At 63.5% G+C, this 19,899-nt stretch carries 17 protein-coding genes; 2 read left to right on the plus strand and 15 right to left on the minus strand.

Translation table 11 applies throughout. The features are described from left to right. Window positions 1-150 precede the first annotated feature (150 nt). The gene (locus CFB52_RS25435; protein ID WP_099317765.1) at window positions 151-801 is read left to right on the plus strand and encodes a hypothetical protein; all 651 of its coding nucleotides are present in this window, start codon (window positions 151-153) and stop codon (window positions 799-801) included. 100 nt (window positions 802-901) lie between these two features. Here CFB52_RS25435 and CFB52_RS25440 read toward each other — a convergent pair whose 3' ends face one another. From CFB52_RS25440 to CFB52_RS25495, 14 genes are all read right to left on the minus strand, one after another. Continuing rightward, entirely contained in the window at window positions 902-1,123 is a 222-nt protein-coding gene (locus CFB52_RS25440; RefSeq protein WP_059584438.1) for a hypothetical protein, read from the minus strand. Between the two features lie 498 nt (window positions 1,124-1,621). Then, window positions 1,622-1,978, minus strand: coding sequence for a hypothetical protein (locus tag CFB52_RS25445; RefSeq protein ID WP_124657680.1), 357 nt, complete (start codon window positions 1,976-1,978; stop codon window positions 1,622-1,624). Window positions 1,979-2,039: 61 nt separating this feature from the next. Beyond that, a complete protein-coding gene (locus CFB52_RS35445; protein WP_373680978.1) occupies window positions 2,040-2,423 on the minus strand; it encodes an SMI1/KNR4 family protein in 384 nt (127 codons plus the stop codon). Next, entirely contained in the window at window positions 2,356-2,856 is a 501-nt protein-coding gene (locus tag CFB52_RS35220; RefSeq protein WP_257220630.1) for an HNH endonuclease, read from the minus strand. Before CFB52_RS35220 ends, CFB52_RS35445 begins: the two co-directional genes overlap by 68 nt. Then, window positions 2,853-3,476: a hypothetical protein gene (locus CFB52_RS34370; protein WP_124657679.1), complete on the minus strand. Its 624-nt coding sequence runs from the start codon at window positions 3,474-3,476 to the stop codon at window positions 2,853-2,855. The genes CFB52_RS35220 and CFB52_RS34370 overlap by 4 nt, the downstream gene beginning before the upstream one ends. A 1-nt stretch (window position 3,477) precedes the next feature. Continuing rightward, a complete protein-coding gene (locus CFB52_RS25455) occupies window positions 3,478-7,776 on the minus strand; it encodes an RHS repeat-associated core domain-containing protein (RefSeq protein WP_257220631.1) in 4,299 nt (1,432 codons plus the stop codon). Beyond that, window positions 7,773-8,237, minus strand: coding sequence for a DcrB-related protein (locus tag CFB52_RS25460; RefSeq protein WP_099317767.1), 465 nt, complete (start codon window positions 8,235-8,237; stop codon window positions 7,773-7,775). The genes CFB52_RS25455 and CFB52_RS25460 overlap by 4 nt, the downstream gene beginning before the upstream one ends. Before the next feature lie 18 nt (window positions 8,238-8,255). Further along, window positions 8,256-10,394 (minus strand): type VI secretion system Vgr family protein, encoded by a 2,139-nt coding sequence (locus tag CFB52_RS25465; protein ID WP_099317768.1) that lies wholly within the window; start codon window positions 10,392-10,394, stop codon window positions 8,256-8,258. Window positions 10,395-10,527: 133 nt separating this feature from the next. After that, on the minus strand, window positions 10,528-12,408 hold the full coding sequence (gene tssF / locus CFB52_RS25470) for a type VI secretion system baseplate subunit TssF (RefSeq protein WP_099317769.1): 1,881 nt from the start codon (window positions 12,406-12,408) through the stop codon (window positions 10,528-10,530). A 285-nt stretch (window positions 12,409-12,693) separates the two neighbouring features. Beyond that, window positions 12,694-13,206: an OmpA family protein gene (locus CFB52_RS25475; protein ID WP_099317770.1), complete on the minus strand. Its 513-nt coding sequence runs from the start codon at window positions 13,204-13,206 to the stop codon at window positions 12,694-12,696. A gap of 86 nt (window positions 13,207-13,292) precedes the next feature. Next, window positions 13,293-14,561 carry a diguanylate cyclase domain-containing protein gene (locus CFB52_RS25480; RefSeq protein ID WP_059584426.1) on the minus strand — a complete coding sequence of 423 codons (1,269 nt, stop codon included), beginning with the start codon at window positions 14,559-14,561 and terminating at the stop codon, window positions 13,293-13,295. Next, window positions 14,558-15,256: a YfiR family protein gene (locus CFB52_RS25485; RefSeq protein WP_099317771.1), complete on the minus strand. Its 699-nt coding sequence runs from the start codon at window positions 15,254-15,256 to the stop codon at window positions 14,558-14,560. The genes CFB52_RS25480 and CFB52_RS25485 overlap by 4 nt, the downstream gene beginning before the upstream one ends. A gap of 429 nt (window positions 15,257-15,685) precedes the next feature. Next, window positions 15,686-16,411: an SMI1/KNR4 family protein gene (locus CFB52_RS25490; protein ID WP_059584425.1), complete on the minus strand. Its 726-nt coding sequence runs from the start codon at window positions 16,409-16,411 to the stop codon at window positions 15,686-15,688. Window positions 16,412-16,417: 6 nt separating this feature from the next. Further along, entirely contained in the window at window positions 16,418-16,696 is a 279-nt protein-coding gene (locus CFB52_RS25495) for a hypothetical protein (protein ID WP_124862821.1), read from the minus strand. A gap of 718 nt (window positions 16,697-17,414) precedes the next feature. Between CFB52_RS25495 and CFB52_RS25500 the strand changes: the two genes are divergently transcribed. Next, complete coding sequence (locus tag CFB52_RS25500; RefSeq protein WP_059584421.1) at window positions 17,415-18,656, plus strand: FAD-binding oxidoreductase; 1,242 nt, start codon at window positions 17,415-17,417, stop codon at window positions 18,654-18,656. A 51-nt stretch (window positions 18,657-18,707) separates the two neighbouring features. Here CFB52_RS25500 and CFB52_RS25505 read toward each other — a convergent pair whose 3' ends face one another. After that, complete coding sequence (locus tag CFB52_RS25505; RefSeq protein WP_099317772.1) at window positions 18,708-19,853, minus strand: alpha-hydroxy acid oxidase; 1,146 nt, start codon at window positions 19,851-19,853, stop codon at window positions 18,708-18,710. Window positions 19,854-19,899 lie beyond the last annotated feature (46 nt).

A 19,899-nucleotide genomic window follows, 5' to 3' on the forward strand; every position in this document is an offset into this window, starting at 1 on the left:
GAGATTTCCATGAAATAATGTGGCCTCGCTTCAGCAATCCAGCCAGCCTCCCTGCAAGTCGCGCCCGCCGCGCCTCGCAGTCGCTTCAGGGACGCTTCGACGTCCCCCTTGTCGCTCAGCCGCCAGCCAGTGATTTGCCGTTTTTGTTCAATGCACATCACCTGCTTCGAATCACCGATGAATTGCCCAATCCGCCTCTCTTCCGCCGCCGCGATCGCGTGCGCGCTTTCTGTTTGTGCTGCCCATGCTTCCGGACGCGATACGCTAACCGATCGGTCGGCCAGTGCCAATGTGTTTCGCTCGGAGCGTGCGGCCGCCCGGGATGATGGGCATGCGGCGCGGTTGAGCCGCAGGCGGGTGCAGTTCGCCACGCCCGCCGAACGCAGCCCGTTCGATACGCCGGATACGCGGCCGCTGCGGGTGACGAGCGATGCGCTTGTGGCGTTGCCGCCTGCTTCTTCTGAGCGTGAACCCGATGTCATCTTGCCGCCGAATCGTGTCGCGCTCGGCGCGGGCGGGAGCGACAGTTTGGGGCGCGCTGTGCCGCGGTATGAGCAGCGCGAGCGGAACTGGAATGAATACCTGCGCGCTAATGGATCGCGGCCGGCTGTGCGTGGCGGCTCGTATGCGCCGCAGCGGCCGTACGATGCGCCGCGCGGTCCGCACGGCGCGCCGAATCCGTTCGATCCGTCGGTGCCGCAGCCAGAGACGCGGACGTTCTATGACAACGGCTCAGGGACGAAATGCACGGCTACCGGCGGTGCGGGGACGTCGCGGTCGTCTTGCGATATCGCTTGGTGATGCGTGGTTTGGGGTGGCTGCCGCCGGTTACGGCTGCTCTACCCCGTCCGGCGCGCTGCGCGACGTCGCGCAGCGCGGCCGCATCTCGCGGCGTTGCCGTTTACATCTGCGTGATGATCAGCCTGCCCGGCTCAATATCGATCCTCGCCTTGCGGCCCGGAACAAAACACGCATCGTTGATCAGCCACATGCCACCAATCTTCATGTACGGATAAAACGTCTCCGGCCTCGGATCCATGGTCTTCGGGGTACCCCACATCTCCTGGATCGTGACGAAACGTTCCGTCTTCGGTGGTCGTGCTTTATGATTCGGCTTAGCCATGGACAACTCCTGTTCAGTTGGCTGTGGTTAGCGGGTCGTGAGTGTTGGTAGCACTTGCGGCCCGCGCTCGTTTACCGCGGCGTTTTTATGGTTCGGATTCCTCCTTTGTTGGTGAATCGGTGGAAGCGATACTTCGATTGAAGATCAGTGCCGTCTGGCACTTCCGTTCACGTGCACTGCGGGCACACGACATCGTCAGTTGGACATTACCCATTAAACCATCGTTGGCACACATGTGAGCGTACGTTAGCCATTGGGTATAGGTACGCGGCTTGATCAGCTTTCTTGTTATTGCGTGCGTTGACGGCAATGGCGAGCAGGTCGATGCCTGCGCCGCCTATTCGGAACATGCTTGATCAGAACGTGACGATTTGAAACAATTCGGCGAGTTCAGACTCGACGTTGTGCGCCAGGCTCGATACTCGTGCAGCCAACGCTGGGTTTTTGAGTGCGCACGCTTGTGAATGTCACTTGTGCTGAGCGTGTGCCCCGTCATCCTCATTCAGCGGGAAAGTCCCTATTTTTATAGCTGCCCCACAAAACCCTAACTGGCCAGCTATCCGATTTCCCGGCCAACATGCTCTTTGCGATCAGTTCGACGTCGTCTGAAACTCTTCCCGCGATGTCGGAATTTCCCGAGGCTCGAAACGAGAGCTTGAATGCCTTCTCTCTAATAAAATCCAGGAATTTCCTGTCGCCGACTACGAGGTCGAGTCCGTCGACTTCGCTAAACGCTTGCACCCAGAGATCGCCGAATGATGCGGCATCCCTTTTTTCAAGTAAGCCATCGAAGTCCATGCCAGTAAAAAAATCGAAAAATCCCGGCTTGGATATCTCCGCATCGATACTATTCAAAATCTCATTGGCATTCCATAATTCCTGTTCCTTGTGCCGATGACACTACCGCGACCAAACGCTAGCCGAATGCCTGATCTTCAGAAACGAGCGAGCTGATGAATTGGTCAAATGAATCAGTCAGACGCCGATCAGCCTTCAGGCGGTTCTCCAAGTCCGTCAACGTTTCGTCGTAGGTGTCGGTCAACCAATAATGTACGGCACCGCTATCGGTGTCGACACAGAAGAGATTACCGCCAGGATCAGTGGCAAATGGAACAAAGGTTCGAGGGTATCCTCCCTTACCCGTGACTCGCGCATAAATGCTTCGAATGCTAGGCGCGCTCGCATCCTGCGTTCCGATAGGAAGGAAGTCGTGGACCCATATCGGCTCCCAATCATCCTTCATTGGAAACCAGTCGAGAACTGGCATGCACCCATTGAACTTGAGGTAGTGTCCCTTCATCGCTTCCGGTAGCTGGACGCCTAACTCTCTCTCGAGCTTCTCTATGCCCGATTTCATCGTTGTCGCGATAATAATCCACCTCCTCAAAAACCAGCCAGCACCCCACCTCCATCATCTTTATTTTTCCTAATACAGCCCAATTGATAGATCGGTCAACCAATTGCAAAAGCCCGCCCACTTGACCGTGGTGATGCCAGGTTGTACCGCTAAATGCTCTTCCTCTAAACGTACCGAGTCTCGTTGGGGCAACGTATTCGGAAATTCCGGGATACCTTGCCTCGAGTGCTGAAGCGAGCGCCGGGTCATTCTTGATCGCGTAGTGAAGCTGTCTGTTCCCTTCGCTGAAATGCTCTGCATCAGTCAAGCGATACATACCTTTCGATAGCCGAGGTGTGTATTCCTTGGCGACCTCTGCAGACCGATGCAATTTCATCGTTTCCTTTTTGCACGCCACTCTTTGAATGCAAGCGCAATCGCATCTGCTTTGTCATTGCATGCGTTTATTCCGCCTATCCACCAGTCCATCCCCTCTTTTTCAATAATCGATTTCACCAATCGCGAGTTCCATGCCACGCCTTTTTCGAGGTAGCCAGAAAGATATAAATTTATACGCCTAACAAGCTGCGGATTAGAAAATATCGTCATATCATCCAAATCCCTGCGCACGCCCGGTTTTTCAGTGAATTTCTCGCCACCCTTATAATAAATTCCCAACTCTTGATACGACGGCCCCTCAAATTCTATTTTCGAGAAGCCAGATTTATCCGAAACATAAAGAGGATCCGATGAAAGTATGGGCCATTTTACAGAGCAAAAATTTTTCCCAAAATCAAATGACGCCATAATTGGATTGAACAGACGAGACTTCTTTTCGAATTTTTCAGCCCTCCCCCCCTCCAACACCGCCGCGAAGTCAACATTAAAATCATCAAAAACCTCAATCCATTTTGTCGCCCCAACAAAAATCACTCGAGAATACACAAACCCCCACTCACCATTCACTTCTCCGGGAATTGCAACAACGTCACCCGGCGTTACTTTCAATAAAGCCATATCATTTGCCTCCACATCGACCCAACCCGATTTCCTTTGCCTTTTCATTATAAAACTTCACATGAGAAAGGCCACGCTCATCCGTTCTCAACTTGTTGATCGGCTCAATGACATTGCCTGGAAACCCGGTTTTGGTATTAAATTTTTCCCTATATGCTTGCTCATACCCCTTTGCTTGACTATATGTCAACGTCCCGCCTGGCCCTTCAAGAGAGCGGATTTCTGTTCGCCCTCGAGCGGCTCGTCCTGTGCCTACATGTTCAGAGAGGCGATCGTCGAGCGATTGTCCGGTATGGCCAACGTAGTAGGGTTCATTCGCTCCGGGCTCGTAAAGACCATACGTTGAATACCCAGGCGCATCCAGGGGAGTTACCGCCCATCCCCATGGGTCAATCCACGAAATCGGGTTGGGCGCATATTGATAAAGGTTGCGCCCACCGGCAAGCCCGATCGGATCTGGATTGATGAACCGCCCGATATCCGGATCGTAGAACCGGAACGTGTTGTAGTGCAGGCCGGTCTCGCGGTCCAGATACTGCCCCTGGAAGCGCAAGTTCTGCGGTCGCGGTGCGTGAGCCGGCGCTGACGCGGCCGCTTGAACCTCTCCCCACACCGCTGTCGGTCGCTGCGGCGCCCGCGCAACCCACTCCTCCTGCACCGCATTGCCCCACACCTTGTAGCGCGCCTGCCAAACCAGCTCGCCACCAGCGTCAGTCAGTTCCTCCGGCAACCCCGATACATCATTGTGGAAGTAGTAAACCGAATCCCGTCCATCCGCATCATTAGCCGCTGCCTTCCCTTGATCGATCCGGGCAAGCGGCACATAACTATTGGACTCGTACAAGTACGTCAGCGCTTCCTCGCCCTGACGATCGTGATACGTCTCCTGCACCAACCGCATGCCGTCCCACAGGAAATCCGTACTCGCATAACTGCCATTGAGCTTCCTGATCCGTCGACCGAACGCGTCGTATTCGAAATGCGTCGTTGCAACCCCGAGCCGGTCCTTCGTCACGACGGTCTTCAACTGGTTCCAGTCGTCGTATTCAAGCGTGAGCTCTTTAGCCGGCCCATGCCCGCTCACCTTACGAACGAGCCGCCCATACGCGTCGTACTCGAAGCGCTTGTCCTCGAACATCTTGAGCCGGTTGTGCTCGACGTAGCCACCCGGGTGATCGCTCGACACCAGGTTCGCCGCGGCATCCCACCGAAACACTTCCGACGGCAATCCCGGCCCCACCGCCTGTTCGATGCGCCCCGTCGGGTCATACCGATAGCTCGTCGTGCCGTAACGCTGGTCACGCTTCTGGATCACGTCGCCAGCGGCATCGTATTGCCACTGCTTCGCAAGCAACTCGCCGCCCGCCGCGCCGCGCTGCGCAGTTTGCCGCGCACGGCGCCCCACCGCGTCATACCCGAAGTGACTCGTCAGCTTGCCCTGCGTCCGCAGCACCTCGCGATGCAGGTCGTCCAGTTCGATGTCCGCAACCGTGGCACCGTCGAAACGAATCTGGTGTACATGCCCCGACCCGTAATGCAGCCAGTCGATCGTGCGCTCGCCGGAAATCGTCGTGCTGACACGATTGCCGAGCTCGTCGTAGGTGTGTGCGAGCCAGCCGGTCGGCGTGTATTCCTCGACGACTTCTCCACGCTTGTCGTACTTCAGGCTGACGCGATTCTTCAACGATGGTCCTCGGGCAGCAAGCGTGTACAACTCGGCCGATGTGATCCGGCCTGCCTCGTCGTACAGGTATTCGCAACGCTCGTGCGCGGCTTGCTTCGCCGTCAGCCGCCCAATCGCGTCGCGCTCGTATCGTGTCTCGAGCTGCCCATCGCGTACGATCGTGCCTAGACCGCACACGTCGTACTCGTACATACGCTTGTGGCCATCGAGACCGATCTGTGCGGAAACCAGATCGCGACGGTCATACTGAAAGCGATACGTCTCACGATTCTCGTTGGTCAGGCTCGCCAACCGGAACGCCTGGTCATAGCCGAACTGCACGACCCGACCCGCCGCATCCGTGCGAGACAAGAGCAATCCACGCGGATTGAGTTCATAGCACGTGCTGCGTTGGTTCGCATCGGTGACCTCAACCAGCCTTCCGGCCGCGTCGTAACGGAACATTTGACGTGCACCATCAGCCGTCCCGATCCCCGTGACCCGCCCCATCGCATCCGTTTCGTACACGGTGGCATTGCCGGCCGCATCGGTCACCCGCGCGAGCGCACCACGTGCGTCATACGCAAACCGCGTGACCTTGCCGGAACAATCGGTATACGCGGTCAACTGCGCCCGGCCATTCCATTCAAGGAACTTGTACCCGCCGCGCGCATCACGAATCGTATGCACGAGCCCGCGATCGTCGCGGTAATACTCGGTCGCAAAACCCGCCGGATCGCGCGTCATCGTCAGGTTGCCGCGCGCGTCGTAACGATAGATCCATCGCGCGTTGGTCGGATCGATTTCCGCAACAGGCAGATCGTAGTGCCCATTCCATTCGGTCCGCTCGACGTGGCCGAGCGCGTCGATGCGCTGCGTCTGCCGCCCGCGCTCGTCATATTCGAAGCGAGTGACATGGCCGGCCGGATCGGTCGTGCTCAACAACTGCCGCATCGCATTCCATTCGATCTGCCAGACGTGCCCTTCGGCATCGGTGTAGCGCGTCGGTTGCTGATCCTCGTTCCACGTCCAGCGCGTCACGCGCCCGATCTGATCGGTGATCGTCACCGAACGCTGCGCAAGGTCTGCATCGAACGTGTACGCTTCGCCGTCGTCGGTCCAATGGCGTACGACACGTGCGTCGCGGCCCACACCCTGCCACGCATAAAAGCAGTTCAAGCCGCCGGGCAACGTGTGCTGGACCATCAACCCATACTCGTAGGCAAACCGTCGCCCGGTGTGGCCGCTGCGATCGGTCACGGCCACGAGTTGGCCGGCATCGTCGTACGCATAACGCACCAGCGTGTCGGGTTGCTCTCCGTCGACACCGCGCGTCAGTTCGATCGTGGCAATGCGTCGAGGATGAGGCTTCTCGTAACCCAGCGTCAGCACGCGACCCGCGCTGTCATGCAACCGCACCGGCCGCACGACCTCATCTACCGCTTCCTGCTCGACCTCAATCCAGTTGCCGTTGCGATCCTCGAGCCGCCGCAGCTTGAGCATCTCGCTGTCCGCATCGCTGCCCGCGCGGCCGAAATCGCGATACAAACCATCGACCGTTTCGACCACATAGTGCCCGCCGGCGGTACAAATCAGGTAAATGCCTTCCGGCACGCTGAAATGACTCTCACCCGGCGACACCGTCGGAAACTCGATCTCGCGCCCCTGTTCGTCCCAGTACGTGATCGATGTGATGACGCCGTTCTCCCGCGCCACCCTCAACTCGACACTGATCGGCACGCTCCAGCCGACACCGAACAGGCCATCGGCGCGATCGTCGTGGCTGCTGTAAAAACGCCGCCAGACGATCGGCAGCGGGCCCGGCAACACGAAGTCGGTATCGTCGCTGCCGTCGAGAATCTTGCCGCCGGTGATCACGTTGACGGGATGGCCGGCCGACGGCTGCATCTTGCTGCCGAGCCATGTGCCGAATATGCCGGCCGCGAAATTCATCGCGAGACACGGCAGCTTGCCCTTGACGAAATCGCCCCAGCTTCCCTTGCCTCGGCCACAGAGCGCAAGCGCGATACCGATCGCCGCGCCGAGCCCGGCGACCCACGGCCGCGCCGCGCTGATGTCGCGCACTGTCTTCGTGCCGCCGCCGAAGAAAACGTCCGGCGAGCCCTTCGAGATCGTGCCGTCACAGGTGGTCTTGTCGTCGACCCGCGCCGCAGGCAGATCGTTGATGAACACCACGTCGGACCCTTGTGCGACGAATTGCGGACCGGGATGGTCGCTGCACAGCACCGGATCCATGTCCGCGCCGTCGGCCGCGCGCGCCGCCGGCTTCCCGTTGACGAACACATTGGGCGAGCCGTTCTGGATCGTGCCTTTCTCCACGGGCGGAGAAATGGCGTTGCCGAGCCCCTTCGCGGCCTCGTCGATCTTGTCGTTCAGGCCCGAGCCCTGCATGTAGGCGGCCACGCCGACGCCGATCGCCAGCACGATCGGCGTCGCCAGCCCGCCGGTGCCGATTTCGAGCGCGCCCAACGCGCCGAACACGAGGCCTTCCGCTATCGTGGTCAGCGCCCATCCGATACCCAGGCCGCCCAGCAGCGACCCGCCCATGCCGAGCAAATCGCCCGCAAGCGTCGTGTGGGTAAAGGGATCGTCCTTGCGAGCGGCCGGCTGACTCATGGGCGGCCGGCATCCGAAACGAGCGTGGGCGCAACCGGGCGCGGCTGGAAGCTCTCCAGCATGCGCGCGGCGAGCGCACGCTGTTCGTCGTTGAGCGGCGCGGCATTGGTCAACGTCATCACGATGACCTGCCCGCCGGCATCGAGCCGAAACGCCGTCTGCATCTGATGAAAGGTGCGGCCGTCCTGTTCATGCGTCGATTCCGTTTGCACGCCGGGGTATTCCGCTCGCCCGACCGTCACCGGGCGTCGCGACTGCACGTTCAGATTCTGCGCGGTGCGCGACGCCTGCGCCCATTCGCGCTCGACGAACGCGTCGATCGACTCCCGCTCGCGCAGCCGGCCGCGGGACACGACGAGACTCAGCCCGCCCGGGCCGACGGGAAGAATCAGCATGTTGACGGTGCGATCAAGCGCCGCGTCCGGCAATTCGAATGTGCCTTCATGGATTGCGTAGTGCATGGCTGGTTTCGTTCGAGTTTATTTGTTGAGATCGATGCGCTTGCCGTTGACCGTCACACCGTCGTCGGTCATCAGGATCACGGAGCCGTTGTGCTCGAGGCGAATGCCTTCCGGCGCGAGCGAGATCGAGCTGTCCTGCACCTTCAGCAGGATGCCGCGCTCGGCCACATAGACCTGCGTGCCGCCGCCGCCGTCCTTGGCCGGTGTCGCCACCTCGACGGTCGTGGCCGTGGTGCTGCGCTTCTCGGCGATCGTCTCGGTCAGGTTGCCCTGCGGAATCTGCTTTTCTTCGCTGCCCGTCGCCACCAGCACGGTACGCATCGGCCCCATCACCTTGTGCGTCTCGTTGTTCTCGACGACGGTGTTCATGTCCTTCTGCGCGTGCATGAAGAATTCCTGCATGCCGTTCGTGTCGGTCATGCGGATCTCGTTCGACCCCTGCCCCTTGTGCGTCTGGCTCTTGATCCCCATCGTCTGGCCGGCCGCGCCGTGATACGGGTTGCCCTGCTCGCCGTTGAACACGCGGCCGACGATCACCGGGTTATCCGGATCGCCCTGATTGAACGCCACCAGCACTTCCTGCCTGATCCGCGGAATCGCGGCCGCGCCCCAGCCGTCGCCCGCCCACGGCTGCGACACGCGCACCCACATCGAATCGGAGCCGTCCTTCTTGCCGCGCCGGTCCCACGGGAAATGCACCTTCACCGCGCTGCCGTTCGTATAGATTTCCTCGCCCTTCGGCCCGACGACGATCGCCGAATGCGTGCCGTGAATCACCGGCTTCGGCGTCGCGCGCGGCGCACGGTACGGGATCTTCTTCGGCAGCAGCGAGAAGCTGTTGCGGTACGGCAGCTTCGCGCTGTGCTGCGTGTAGTCGTTCACGGCCTCGTGACGCACGTGCAGGATCACGTACTCCTGGTTGTTTTCGAGCACCGGGTGGTTCGCGACTGCCACGGTGCCCGCCGTGGTCATGCGCCACGCATAGCCGCTGCCCGTATAGCGATGCGCCTGCGCCTCCTCGGCCTCCATCGCGAAACGCGCGTAGCGGTTACCGTCGTCGCCGTGGTCGTACAGCGACTGGTGCTCGAACCGCTCGGTCGCGTCGAGCCGTGCGTGCTTCAGGTTCTGCGGCCCGGCCTCCACCAGCATCAGCGGCGACGACGGATTCTGGTGATTGAAGTCGCGGAACGTGATCTTGCCGACGCCGAAACGCCGACCTTCGTGCAATTGATCGATGCCGCTGTCCTCGCTCGCCTCGGTCGCCGCGAACGGCACGGTGGCGAGTCCGTCGATCGGGCGGAACAGCAGGTTCGTGTCGCCGATCACGAGAAAGTGCTTGTCCTTCTCGTAGCGGTGCGTCCACACGAGCCCCTCCTGCTCCATCAGCCGCGCGCAGAAGTTGTAGTAGCTCTCCTGGTACATCACGACGTATTCGAGCGGCTTCTGGCTCGTCCGGATATCGAACACGAAATCGGAAAAACCGTGTTCCTGGAAGATCTCGGTGAGGATGTCCTGCGCGGTCTTGTTCTGGAAGATCCGGCAGTCGGTGGAACGCGTGAGGAACCAGAACCACGGCACGGCCGTCAGGTGGTATTGCGTGACGTTCCCGGGGTTGCCGGCGCGGTCGAACGACGCGACGTAGCCGTCAAAGTAGCGGTCGTTGTCGCCGGTGCCCGACGCCACGACGCGTTCGAGGGTCGACAGGCGCGCCTGCTGGTCGAAGCGGATCTTGACCTGCTGGCCGATCAGATCGTCCGGGCGCAGGTCGTGGCGATGCGATAGCAGGTCGAGGTGGATCTCCGGCAACCGGTTCACATGCTCGTCGATGACAGCCGCGCTGACGAGCAGCACATCCGGTCCGAGCGGCGTATCGAGCGTGACGTAGCGGTTGAGCTGGGTCAGGCGCGCGGGGTTGGCGGCGCCGTTGATCGCTTCGGCAATCGCGCCGGGCGTCTTCTCCATCAGCGAGAAGCCGGTCTGTGCGAGTTGCAGCGCGCGCTGGACGGTGTCGACGTGCCCGGCCAGCCCTGCGAGCGGCCCGAGACTGCCGGCCACACTCGACGCGACCGGGCCGGCGAGGCCCCCGAGCGCGCTCAACGAGCCGAGCGCACCACCGCCCAATCCATTGGGAATACCCCCGTTCGGAGCGAAACTCATTGTTGTTCCTTGCGTGTGATCTCAGGTTCCGTTAGCCGGCTCGCCGGCCCGAAGCCTCGATAATGTAGGGTAAAACCCGGCGGCTTGAAAGACGTCCGCAAACGTTTTCGTTCGGGCCCTGAAAATCGGGAAACTAGACCAGTGGCTGGGTGCCCGGACGCGGCGCCCCACGCCGAAGCACCGCACCGGTAGCGGCCGAAAACAGCACGACCTGCACGAAGCTCGTGACCGGCACGTAGGGCGCGAAAAACCGGTCCATCACGTGCGCGAATCCGCTCAGGCTGAACGCGGCGAAACGCTGCTCGTCCACGACCAGCCGCACCTCCAGCCCGTGCACGAACGCCGATGCCGGCTTGCCGGGCAGCCAGCCCCGCACGCGCACGGTCGACAACGACACGATCGCATCGAAGCGCCGGCCGGCGTCCATCGAGTTCTCCGCCCAGCGCGCGCAAAGCCGCCTGAGCTGGGTCAGGCCGCCCTTGTCCAGCCGGACCGCCTGCGGCACGAGAAGCGACAGCAGATCCCACAGCTCCCCATGGCGGAAAGCGGTCGGCCGGCTCGCGGTCGGCCGGTTCAGCAACATGACCGTTCCCGCCGGATCGCCCGCGGGCAACGCCAGTTCGCGCTCGCGCATCGCGGACAGATCGCCCTGCGTGCAGGACAGCCGGATCTCCAGCTTGCGATGGCCGGGGTCGGCAGGTCGCCCGTCCTGGTCAACGAGTTCCAGTTCGACACCGCGGAGCGATTCGGCAGCGTCGGCCGGGGACGGCGCCGGGCGCGCGTCCGTCTCCTTGGCGCGCGGATCGGCGGGTTCCTTCGGTGCCCGCCTTGCCTCGTCGTGCAACACCGTCCAGAACAACCCGGCACGCCTGTCCGTGCCATGGCTTAGCGACCGAAACGGCGCCAGCGTCGACGTTCCCGAGTCGCAAACATGACGCACGGCATCGATCGACCAGATAGCGGTGCGCGGCGCGCCCGCCTGCGCGAGCGCCCTCACCGCATAGTGCGCGCAACCCGCGCGCGTCTCGATCGGCTGGGCCTCGTCCTGAAACAGGTTGACGATCGGCGTACAAAACAACCGGACGTGGTCGGCCGTGGCGGCGGCCAGGCGCCGGGCGCGGTGCGAATCCGGATGCACGCCCGCGATCGCGAGGTGAAGCGCGACGCGACGGCTGCCGCCGGCGATTCGCTTGATCTTCCGCATGTCCACGTCGACAAAGTCGAAACGCTCCGGCATCGCGCAATACGCCATCAGCAAATGGAGCGGCCAAAGCGCCTCGTCCGGCCGCACGTCGAGCAGCGCATCGGCAGGATCGAAGCCGGCGGCCGTGAACGTTGCCTCCGGCAGACGCTTCCAGCGCGTCGAATCGCCTGCTTCGGCAAAGCTTCGGCCAGCAAGGAGCAACGCGGCGTCGGTGAGCGCCGCGACGATTTCGCGCGCGCCGGTGAAATGCACGCGCACGGTGTCCGGCACGATGGCGAAGGTGGCGTTCGGCGTGGTGAGCTCGAACGTGAAAGTCAGCAAGCCGGTAGCTTCCGCAGGCCACGCGACGTCGCGCGGCGCCATCGACGATGTCGTGTAACGCACCGACGACACCGTGAGCGGCACGATCGCGACGTCGTCCGCGACGCGGAATACTTCCTTGCCGATGGGCGCGATCAGCTTGTCGCCGCGCGGCACGACGCGCGGCGCAGTCAGGTCGCTGCTGCGGTCGCCCAGAAATTGCGCAATCGCGCATGAAGGAAACGGGCGCAGGAAAACACCGTGCAGCGTGTCGAGAAAACCGTGCGTAAACGCCGGCACGTCATCTTCGATGCGCATGTCGTGGCTCGCCGCCATCAATGCGAACGACTGCAACAGGCGTTCGACGTGCGGATCGTCCGAATGCTCGCCGTTGATCGCCAGCCGGGCGGCAATTTTGGGGAAGCGCTGGGCAAACGTCTGCACTGAACGGCGCAGCAGCGTCAGTTCACGCTCGAAGTGCGGCAGCAGATCCTTGGGTTCGATGGCCATACTCGTTCCGTCCGTCGCCGCATGTGCGTATGACGATGCAGCGTTAAAAAAGCGGAACGATTTTATTTGGACCACCTATTGTTTCATTCGCGACGCATCGAACGGGCGTCATTTCTGCGATGACGAATACTGCCGATGCCGCGCCTGAATGCTGCGAACATCAAGGCTCGCCGCTTGCAAACGGCCGCTCGGGCACTTTCGCGTCAATGGTGGCGAACCGTTACAGCGGACGGCACGGCGTGCGTGTCGGCGCGTCTACACACCACCCATGCGCGGCGTACCACCTCACCGCGGCGAGACCACAATCGCCGCCCGCCGATTCTGCGCGCGCCCTGCCGGCGTCCTGTTATCCCCCACCGGATCGCGCTTCCCTTTCCCGGCAATCGCGATCTGCTTCGCGTCGAGCCCGACGTCGACCAGTTCGATCGCCACCGCCTCCGCCCGCCGCCTCGACAATTCGATGTCGTACTTCTCCGTGCCCTCGTTATCCGAATACCCATAAACCCGCACGCCGTTGATGCCCGCCGACCGCAACGTTCGCCCGATCCGTTCGACGATCCGTCTGACATCCGGCTTGAGGTTGTATCGATCGAAATCGAACAGAATCGGCCCGGTCGAACCGAACTCGAACCCCTGCCCGGTCTCCTGGAACCCGGCCGACTTCAGCGCCGTCACCTGCGTCTGCGTCAGCCCCCGATGAAGCGTCGGCGGCGTCTTGCAGCCCCCCAGCAGCATGCACAGCAGCAGCGCACTCCCGACGCACATCCGCCCCGTGCTCACAGGAAACGAGTGGTTCATTTCGCATCCCCTTCCATCGCGCCCGCTCTGCAAGCGCTTCTTTTAACCGCCGCCGCGGCCTCGCCCGCGGCGCGAGTCGATCGACATCACACCGGCCCTGCCACGCTCTCCGCCAGTTGCCACGATCCCGGCCGCGCGCGCTTGGCGCGGTACATCGCGATATCCGCCGCGCGCAGCAGGCCGCTCGCGTCGGATGCGTGATCGGGAAACAGCGCAACGCCGGCACTCATCATGGTGGCCACCACGCGGCCGTCGGACAGCTCGATCGACGGCGCCATGCCGGACAGAATCTCGTCGGCGATCCGGCACACGCTGCCCGCTTCAGGCACCGCCGCCAGCATCACCGCAAATTCGTCGCCGCCCAGGCGCGCGACGAGATCGGCCTCGCGCACCCGCGTACGCAGCCGCGACGCGATGCCGATCAGCACCGCGTCGCCCGCATCGTGGCCGAGACCATCGTTGATCTCCTTGAAGCGGTCGCAGTCGAGATAGAGAACCGCGACCCGCTGCCCCGTCAACGTGGCGTCGCACAGCGCCAGCGCGAGACGCGATTCGAACTGCACGCGGTTGGGCAACCCGGTGAGCGCATCGTGCGTCGCCTTGTGTTCGAGCGACGCGTTCTCGTCGCGCAGCGTGTTCTGCCAGTCTTCGAATTCGTCGAGCAATGCGTTGAAGTCGTCGCCGAGCTGGTTCAGTTCGGCGATCGCCGCCGGCTCGACGCGCCGCGCGAACGCACGCTCGCGCCGCACCGCGTGCGCGACGCCCGCCAGCGCGCGCAGCGGCGAAACGATGTTGCGCAGCAGGCGCTTCGAACTGACGTACGCACCGAACACGCTGACGGCCAGGCAGCCGAGAATGCCGCCGACGCCGCCGAGCAGGAAGCCGAAGAACTGGTGCCCGCGGCCGCGCACGACGACGTGGCCGACGATGATGCCGTCGTGCATCACCGGGACGGTCACCGGCCCGGGCAGCGCCACGTCGGCGACCGCGCGCTCGAGCCGCGCGATCCCGCTTCCGGCCGGCAGCTGCCACGTGGCGAACAGTTGCCCGTTGCTGTCGGTGACGACCACCTGCGCGACGTCCTCGTCGCCGGCGATCATGCCGATCGCCTCGTTCGCCGCGACGCGATCGCCGAACACGAGCGCCGCCTCGACCGTGTAACCGAGCGAGCGCGCGAGCAGGTTCAGGTTGTTGCCGGCATACGCGCGCAACGCGATCACGGCGACGACGATCAACGACACGGCGGCCATCGTCACGGCGACGAACGCGAGCCGCAGGTGTGCGCGACGCAGCACGCTTTGCAACGTCGGGCGCGGCACGGGCGAAGCGGGAACGGGAAGCGAGGGCCGTGTCATGGCGTCACCGGCCGTCGTGCGAGATTGAGGACGTTCGGATGCACGCGCACGCCGCTGCGCGCGACGGCATCGAGGTTGATGTCGAACGACACGCGATCGCCGTCGACGTCGAGGCAGAACATGCCGCCCGCGGTGCAGAACGGATCGTGTTCCGCGATCGTCAGCACCGGATGGCCGGCCAATGCGGCTCTCACCCGCGCGCGCTCGTCGTTGTTCAAGGCGCCGAGATAGACGACGTCGCATACGATGCCGAGCGACGGATCGTCGAAGCGGACGCGTTGCACGTCGAGCAGCGTCGAGCCGGCCTGCAGCGTGTCGGTCAGGCCGCGCGCGTAGTCGGGGCGCCCGGTGATGCACAGATGCAGGCGCACGGGCGTCGTCGGCCAGCGCGTGAAGCTGATGATGCCGAGTACGACGTGGCGCACGGCCGCGTCATGTGACGAAATGGCGGGATCGGCCGGGCTCGCGGCGGCGGCTGCGATGAACCCATTGTCGGCCGGGCCGTCCGTATCGGCGAACGCTCCGGCGAGCACGGCAGGCGCGGCGCCCAACACGCAAACGATTGCGAACAACGCGTGGCGCAGCGAAGTGATCCGGCCGGGCCGGCGCGTCGTCCGTGCGGCGCCCTGCGCCGCGCCCGTCGGCGTCGCTGCCGTCGCAAGACAGGCAGCAGCCGCACACACTTTCGCTTCCATGATCGCAACATCCGCCGGCATCGCTCTGGCGCTGCCTCCTGCCTCCCTCCATGCGCGCAAGCACCGAACGACGCGCACGATTTCTTCATCTTAGGTAAAAATTCGGATCACCAAGCAGTGGGAAACACCCGCGAAAAACACCCTGAATGGTATGGATCCGGTGCCGCGGCACGACGAGGCTGGCAATCGCGTCGACCGAAGCCGATCGGGTGTCGACGCGTGCAGATTGATCAGTGGATTGGACGCCCGTGCGCGGAAAACCTCATACGTTCCCACGCGTCAGGTGAGCGCCGGCAAATCGAATGACATCTCGCAACGGCTTTCGGGTCGGCCGGAACACTGCATTCGCAACCGGAGAAGTCGCGCGTGCGGCACGCGGCATGGACCTACGGTTGTATGCGCACCGGCCCGAAACGACGCACCAGGTCGTCATCGCTTGTCGGCTTCCTCGACGAAAATCTCGAACCACGCGTTCATCACGGCCCAGAAATCCACCGGTTCGAGTTCGGTCGGGTTCTCGTGCCACCAGATCCGCCCTGCGTCGCTCCCGTCGCCGGCGCTGTTGCGCAGGTCGAGGCACAGATAGTCGCCGCCGCCATTCTGGAACACCGTCCACACGAGATCGGGATTCACGCCGAGCTGGCGCGTCTCGTCTGGCGTCAGGTCGAGCTTGTCGGTCAACGCGGTCTGGTCGCCAATCGGCAACGGGCCCATCGAGTTGGCCGGGAAGAACGTCCAGCCGTTGTGCGTGAACTGGTAGAAGCTGCGCAGATCGTCGGGTAACGCGCGCCACAGCGGCATGTCGTCCGATACGAGCTCGCCGAGCGGCGGATGGCCGATGAAGAAGTTCAGGTCGTCCTGTTCGACCGTGTACGGATACAGCAGGCACAGATCGCCGCTCTCCTTCTGGAACACGGCGGGGCGCCGCAGCTTCTCCGCAAAGAACTGCTCGACCGCCGGCAGGCGGCCGGCGACGCCCGCCCACATCTTCGCGAGCCAGTTGCCGAGCGCGGCGTCGGGCGTATCCAGCAGCACGCGCCACGCGGTCGGCACCTGCACGTCGGCGGGAATCTCGTTCGCTGCAAGCCAGACCTGGCCGCGCAGCTTGAAGCGCTTCAGTTCGGTCGTGTAAGTCGTTGCGGAAAGCTCGATCATTGCCACTCACACCGCCGTCTTCGCCGTGTGCTGGATGTGTTCGTCCTGCGACTGCACCGAAATCGCCTTGCGCACGATGCTCGCGTGCTGGCCCTGCGTGACGATGTTCGTCTGGTTCGGGCCGTTCACGACCGTCACATGATTGTTCTGGACCGTCGGTGCGATCTTGCCGACGGCGGGATTCGCCGCCGCGGCCAATTGCATCGCGCCCGACTGCAGCGCGCCGGCAAGCGGGGACGATCCCGCGGACTCGGCCAATCCGGCGATTCCTGGCAACTCTTTCATGGGCCCTCTCGCTTTCTTTTTCGATTGCCGCGGCGCATGCGACGCGGCATTACTACATGTCGGTGTCCGAAATATTAATTTCGGAATGCGTCTCCGACGAAACGCGATTCGCGGCTTTCAGGCCATCAACGCAATCGCATTCGCCAGCAGACGGACATTCGAGAAAATCGCCATCTTCTCCCACGTTTATGTCTTTTTCTTGGCGCGGTCGGCTGTCTCTCAGGGCAAGCGGCGCCATCATAACGGCCCGCCTCGGACGAGTCCATACCTTTCAATTAAGCAGTCCCTCGAATTACGCCGGTAAGCCGGCGGTGCAGCGGGACCTGGATCTTCCGGAATGACGCAACGGGTAAATTTGGCAATTCCGCGATGCAGCATCGTACGATTTACCGATGCCCCGGATCAAATGATCAACACGATCGGCGGCTTATGACAGGGTGTCGACACGTGGTGTGCAACGCATCGAGAATCGCGGGCGCCGGCGCGCGCATGCCGTCGCCATCGACGAACGTCAGTCCCGCCCGCGCCTGGCGCCCGGTTAGAATCCGGAATATCGCGAATCGTAAGTACGCATCCGGCAAGCCGAATCGGTTTTTGCGAATCGCATGACATCGCGGGTATCCTGACGGCAAGCTGTCCGTCGGCAGCCCTCCTCCGGAATTCGCCCCGACTGCAACGTCGGTTTCCAACCTGTCTCGACCGTTGTTCACTCATACCGATGGATTTCGACGTCATCGTTCTCGGCGCCGGCATCGTGGGCGTCTGCGCCGCGCTGCACCTGCAGGATCGCGGCCGCAAGGTCGCCCTCGTCGATCGCGGCGCGCCCGGCGAAGGCACGAGCTTCGGCAATGCCGGGCTGATCGAGCGCTCGTCGGTCGAACCGTACCCGTTCCCGCGCAGCCCGTTCACGCTGATGCGCTATGCGCTGAACCGCTCGACCGACCTCTACTGGCACAGCGCGTCGCTGCCCGCGTTCGCACCGTGGCTCGCGCGGTTCTGGTGGGAATCGGCGCCGCTGCGTCACGCGGCGGCCTCGCGCGACATGCTGCCGCTGATCGAGCGCTGCATCGTCGAACACGACGCGCTGATCGCGCGGGCCGGCGCCGGTGAACTGGTCCGCGCCAGCGGCTGGCTGGAAGCGTTCCGCACGCCGGCCGCATTCGAGCGCGGCGTGGCCGACGCCGGCCTCACCGCGCGCCGCCACGGGCTCGGCATCACGCCGCTCGACGCGGCCGCGCTGCGCGCGCACGAACCGAGCCTCGCACCGGGCTTCTGCGGCGCGCTGCACTGGCTCGACCCGAAAAGCGTCGTCGATCCGGCCGCGCTCGTCAAAGCGTATGCGCAACTGTTCGTGCAGGGCGGCGGCACGCTGCTGACCGGCGACGCCGCGAGCCTCGACGCGCTGTCGCCCGGCTGGCAGGTCCGGACCGACGACGGCCCCGCGGCCGCGCCGGCCGTCGTCGTCGCGCTCGGCCCGTGGTCCGACACGGTGTTCGGCAAGTTCGGCTACAAGATCCCGCTGCGCGAGAAACGCGGCTATCACATGCACTATGCGCCGTCCGCGCGCGGCGTGCCGTCGGCGCCGATCGTCGATCGCGAATACGGCTACGTGATCGCGCCGATGCGGCGCGGGCTGCGGCTGACGACCGGCGTCGAGATCGCGCGGCGCCGCGTGCCGCCCACCGGCGTGCAGCTCGAACGCGCGGAACGCGTCGCGCGGCCGGTGTTCGGTTTCGGCGAGCGGCTCGACCCGCATCCGTGGCTCGGCTTCCGGCCGTGCACGCCCGACATGCGCCCGGTGATCGGCCCCGCGCCCGCGCATCGCGGGCTGTGGTTCGCGTTCGGGCACAACCATCACGGGCTGACGCTCGGCCCCGTCACCGGTCGCCTGCTCGCCGAGATGATGACCGGGGAAGCGCCGTTCACCGATCCGGCGCCGTATCGCGCGGATCGCTTCTGAGCGGGCGATGCCGGCCGGCACGCAGGCCTGACGGCGTCGTGCCCGCCGCCGTCAGCGAAAACGAAGCTGGCCCCGCCCGAGCTGAGAAACGGACGCGCAGCCCATCAGCCGCATGTCCCGCTCGATCTCCGTGCGCATCAGTTGCAACGCGCGCTCGACGCCGGGCTGCCCGGCGGCGGCGAGCGGGAACAGGTAATAGCGCCCCAGCCCGACGGCCTTCGCACCCAGCGCCAGCGCCTTGAGCACGTGCGAACCCCGTTGCACGCCGCCATCCATCATCACGTCGATCCGGTCGCCCACCGCGTCGACCACCTCGGCAAGCTGGTCGAACGCGGCGCGCGAGCCGTCCAGTTGCCGTCCGCCGTGGTTCGACAACACGATGCCGGTACAGCCGATGTCCACCGCCCTGCGCGCGTCGTCGACCGACATCACGCCTTTCAGGCAAAACTGCCCGTTCCACTCCCGCACCATCGCGGCGACGTCGTCCCACGACATCGACGGATCGAGCATGTCCGTGAAGTAGCGGCTGATCGACATCGCGCCGCCGCCCATGTCGACATGCTGGTCGAGTTGCGGCAAACGGAACCGCTCGTGGGTCAGGTAGTTGATCGCCCAGGCCGGCTTCAACGCGAATTCGGTGAGCCCCGCGAGCGTCAGCCGGAACGGAATCGAGAAGCCGGTGCGCTTGTCGCGCTCGCGATTGCCGCCGGTGATGCTGTCCACCGTCAGCATCATCACGTTCACGCCGGCTTGCCTGGAACGGTTCATCATCTCGCGGTTGAGGCCGCGGTCCTTGTGAAAATAGAACTGGTAGACCTGCGGGCCCGGGCTGATCGCACGGGCTTCTTCCAGGCTCACGGTGCCGAGCGACGACACGCCGAACATCGTGTCGAATTTCGCGGCGGCGGCGGCGACCGCGCGCTCGCCGTCATGGTGAAACAGGCGTTGCAGCGCGGTCGGCGAACAGTACACCGGCATGCCGAGCTTTTGCCCCATGACCGTCACCGACAGATCGACGTCGCGCACGCCGCGCAACACGCTCGGCACGAGATCGCAGCTTTCGAACGCGCTCGTGTTGCGTCGATACGTGGTTTCATCGTCGGCCGCGCCGTCGATGTAATTGAAGATCGGCCCCGGCAACCGTCGCCTGGCCAGCTCGCGGAAGTCGTGGAAATTGTGGCAATCGTTCACGCGCATTCGTCACACTCCATTCGGCGCGCGAGCGGCATGCCGATCGACCGGC

Origin of the sequence: Burkholderia sp. AU18528 (assembly GCF_002223215.2) — a bacterium.
In the GTDB taxonomy this organism is placed as follows: domain Bacteria; phylum Pseudomonadota; class Gammaproteobacteria; order Burkholderiales; family Burkholderiaceae; genus Burkholderia; species Burkholderia semiarida.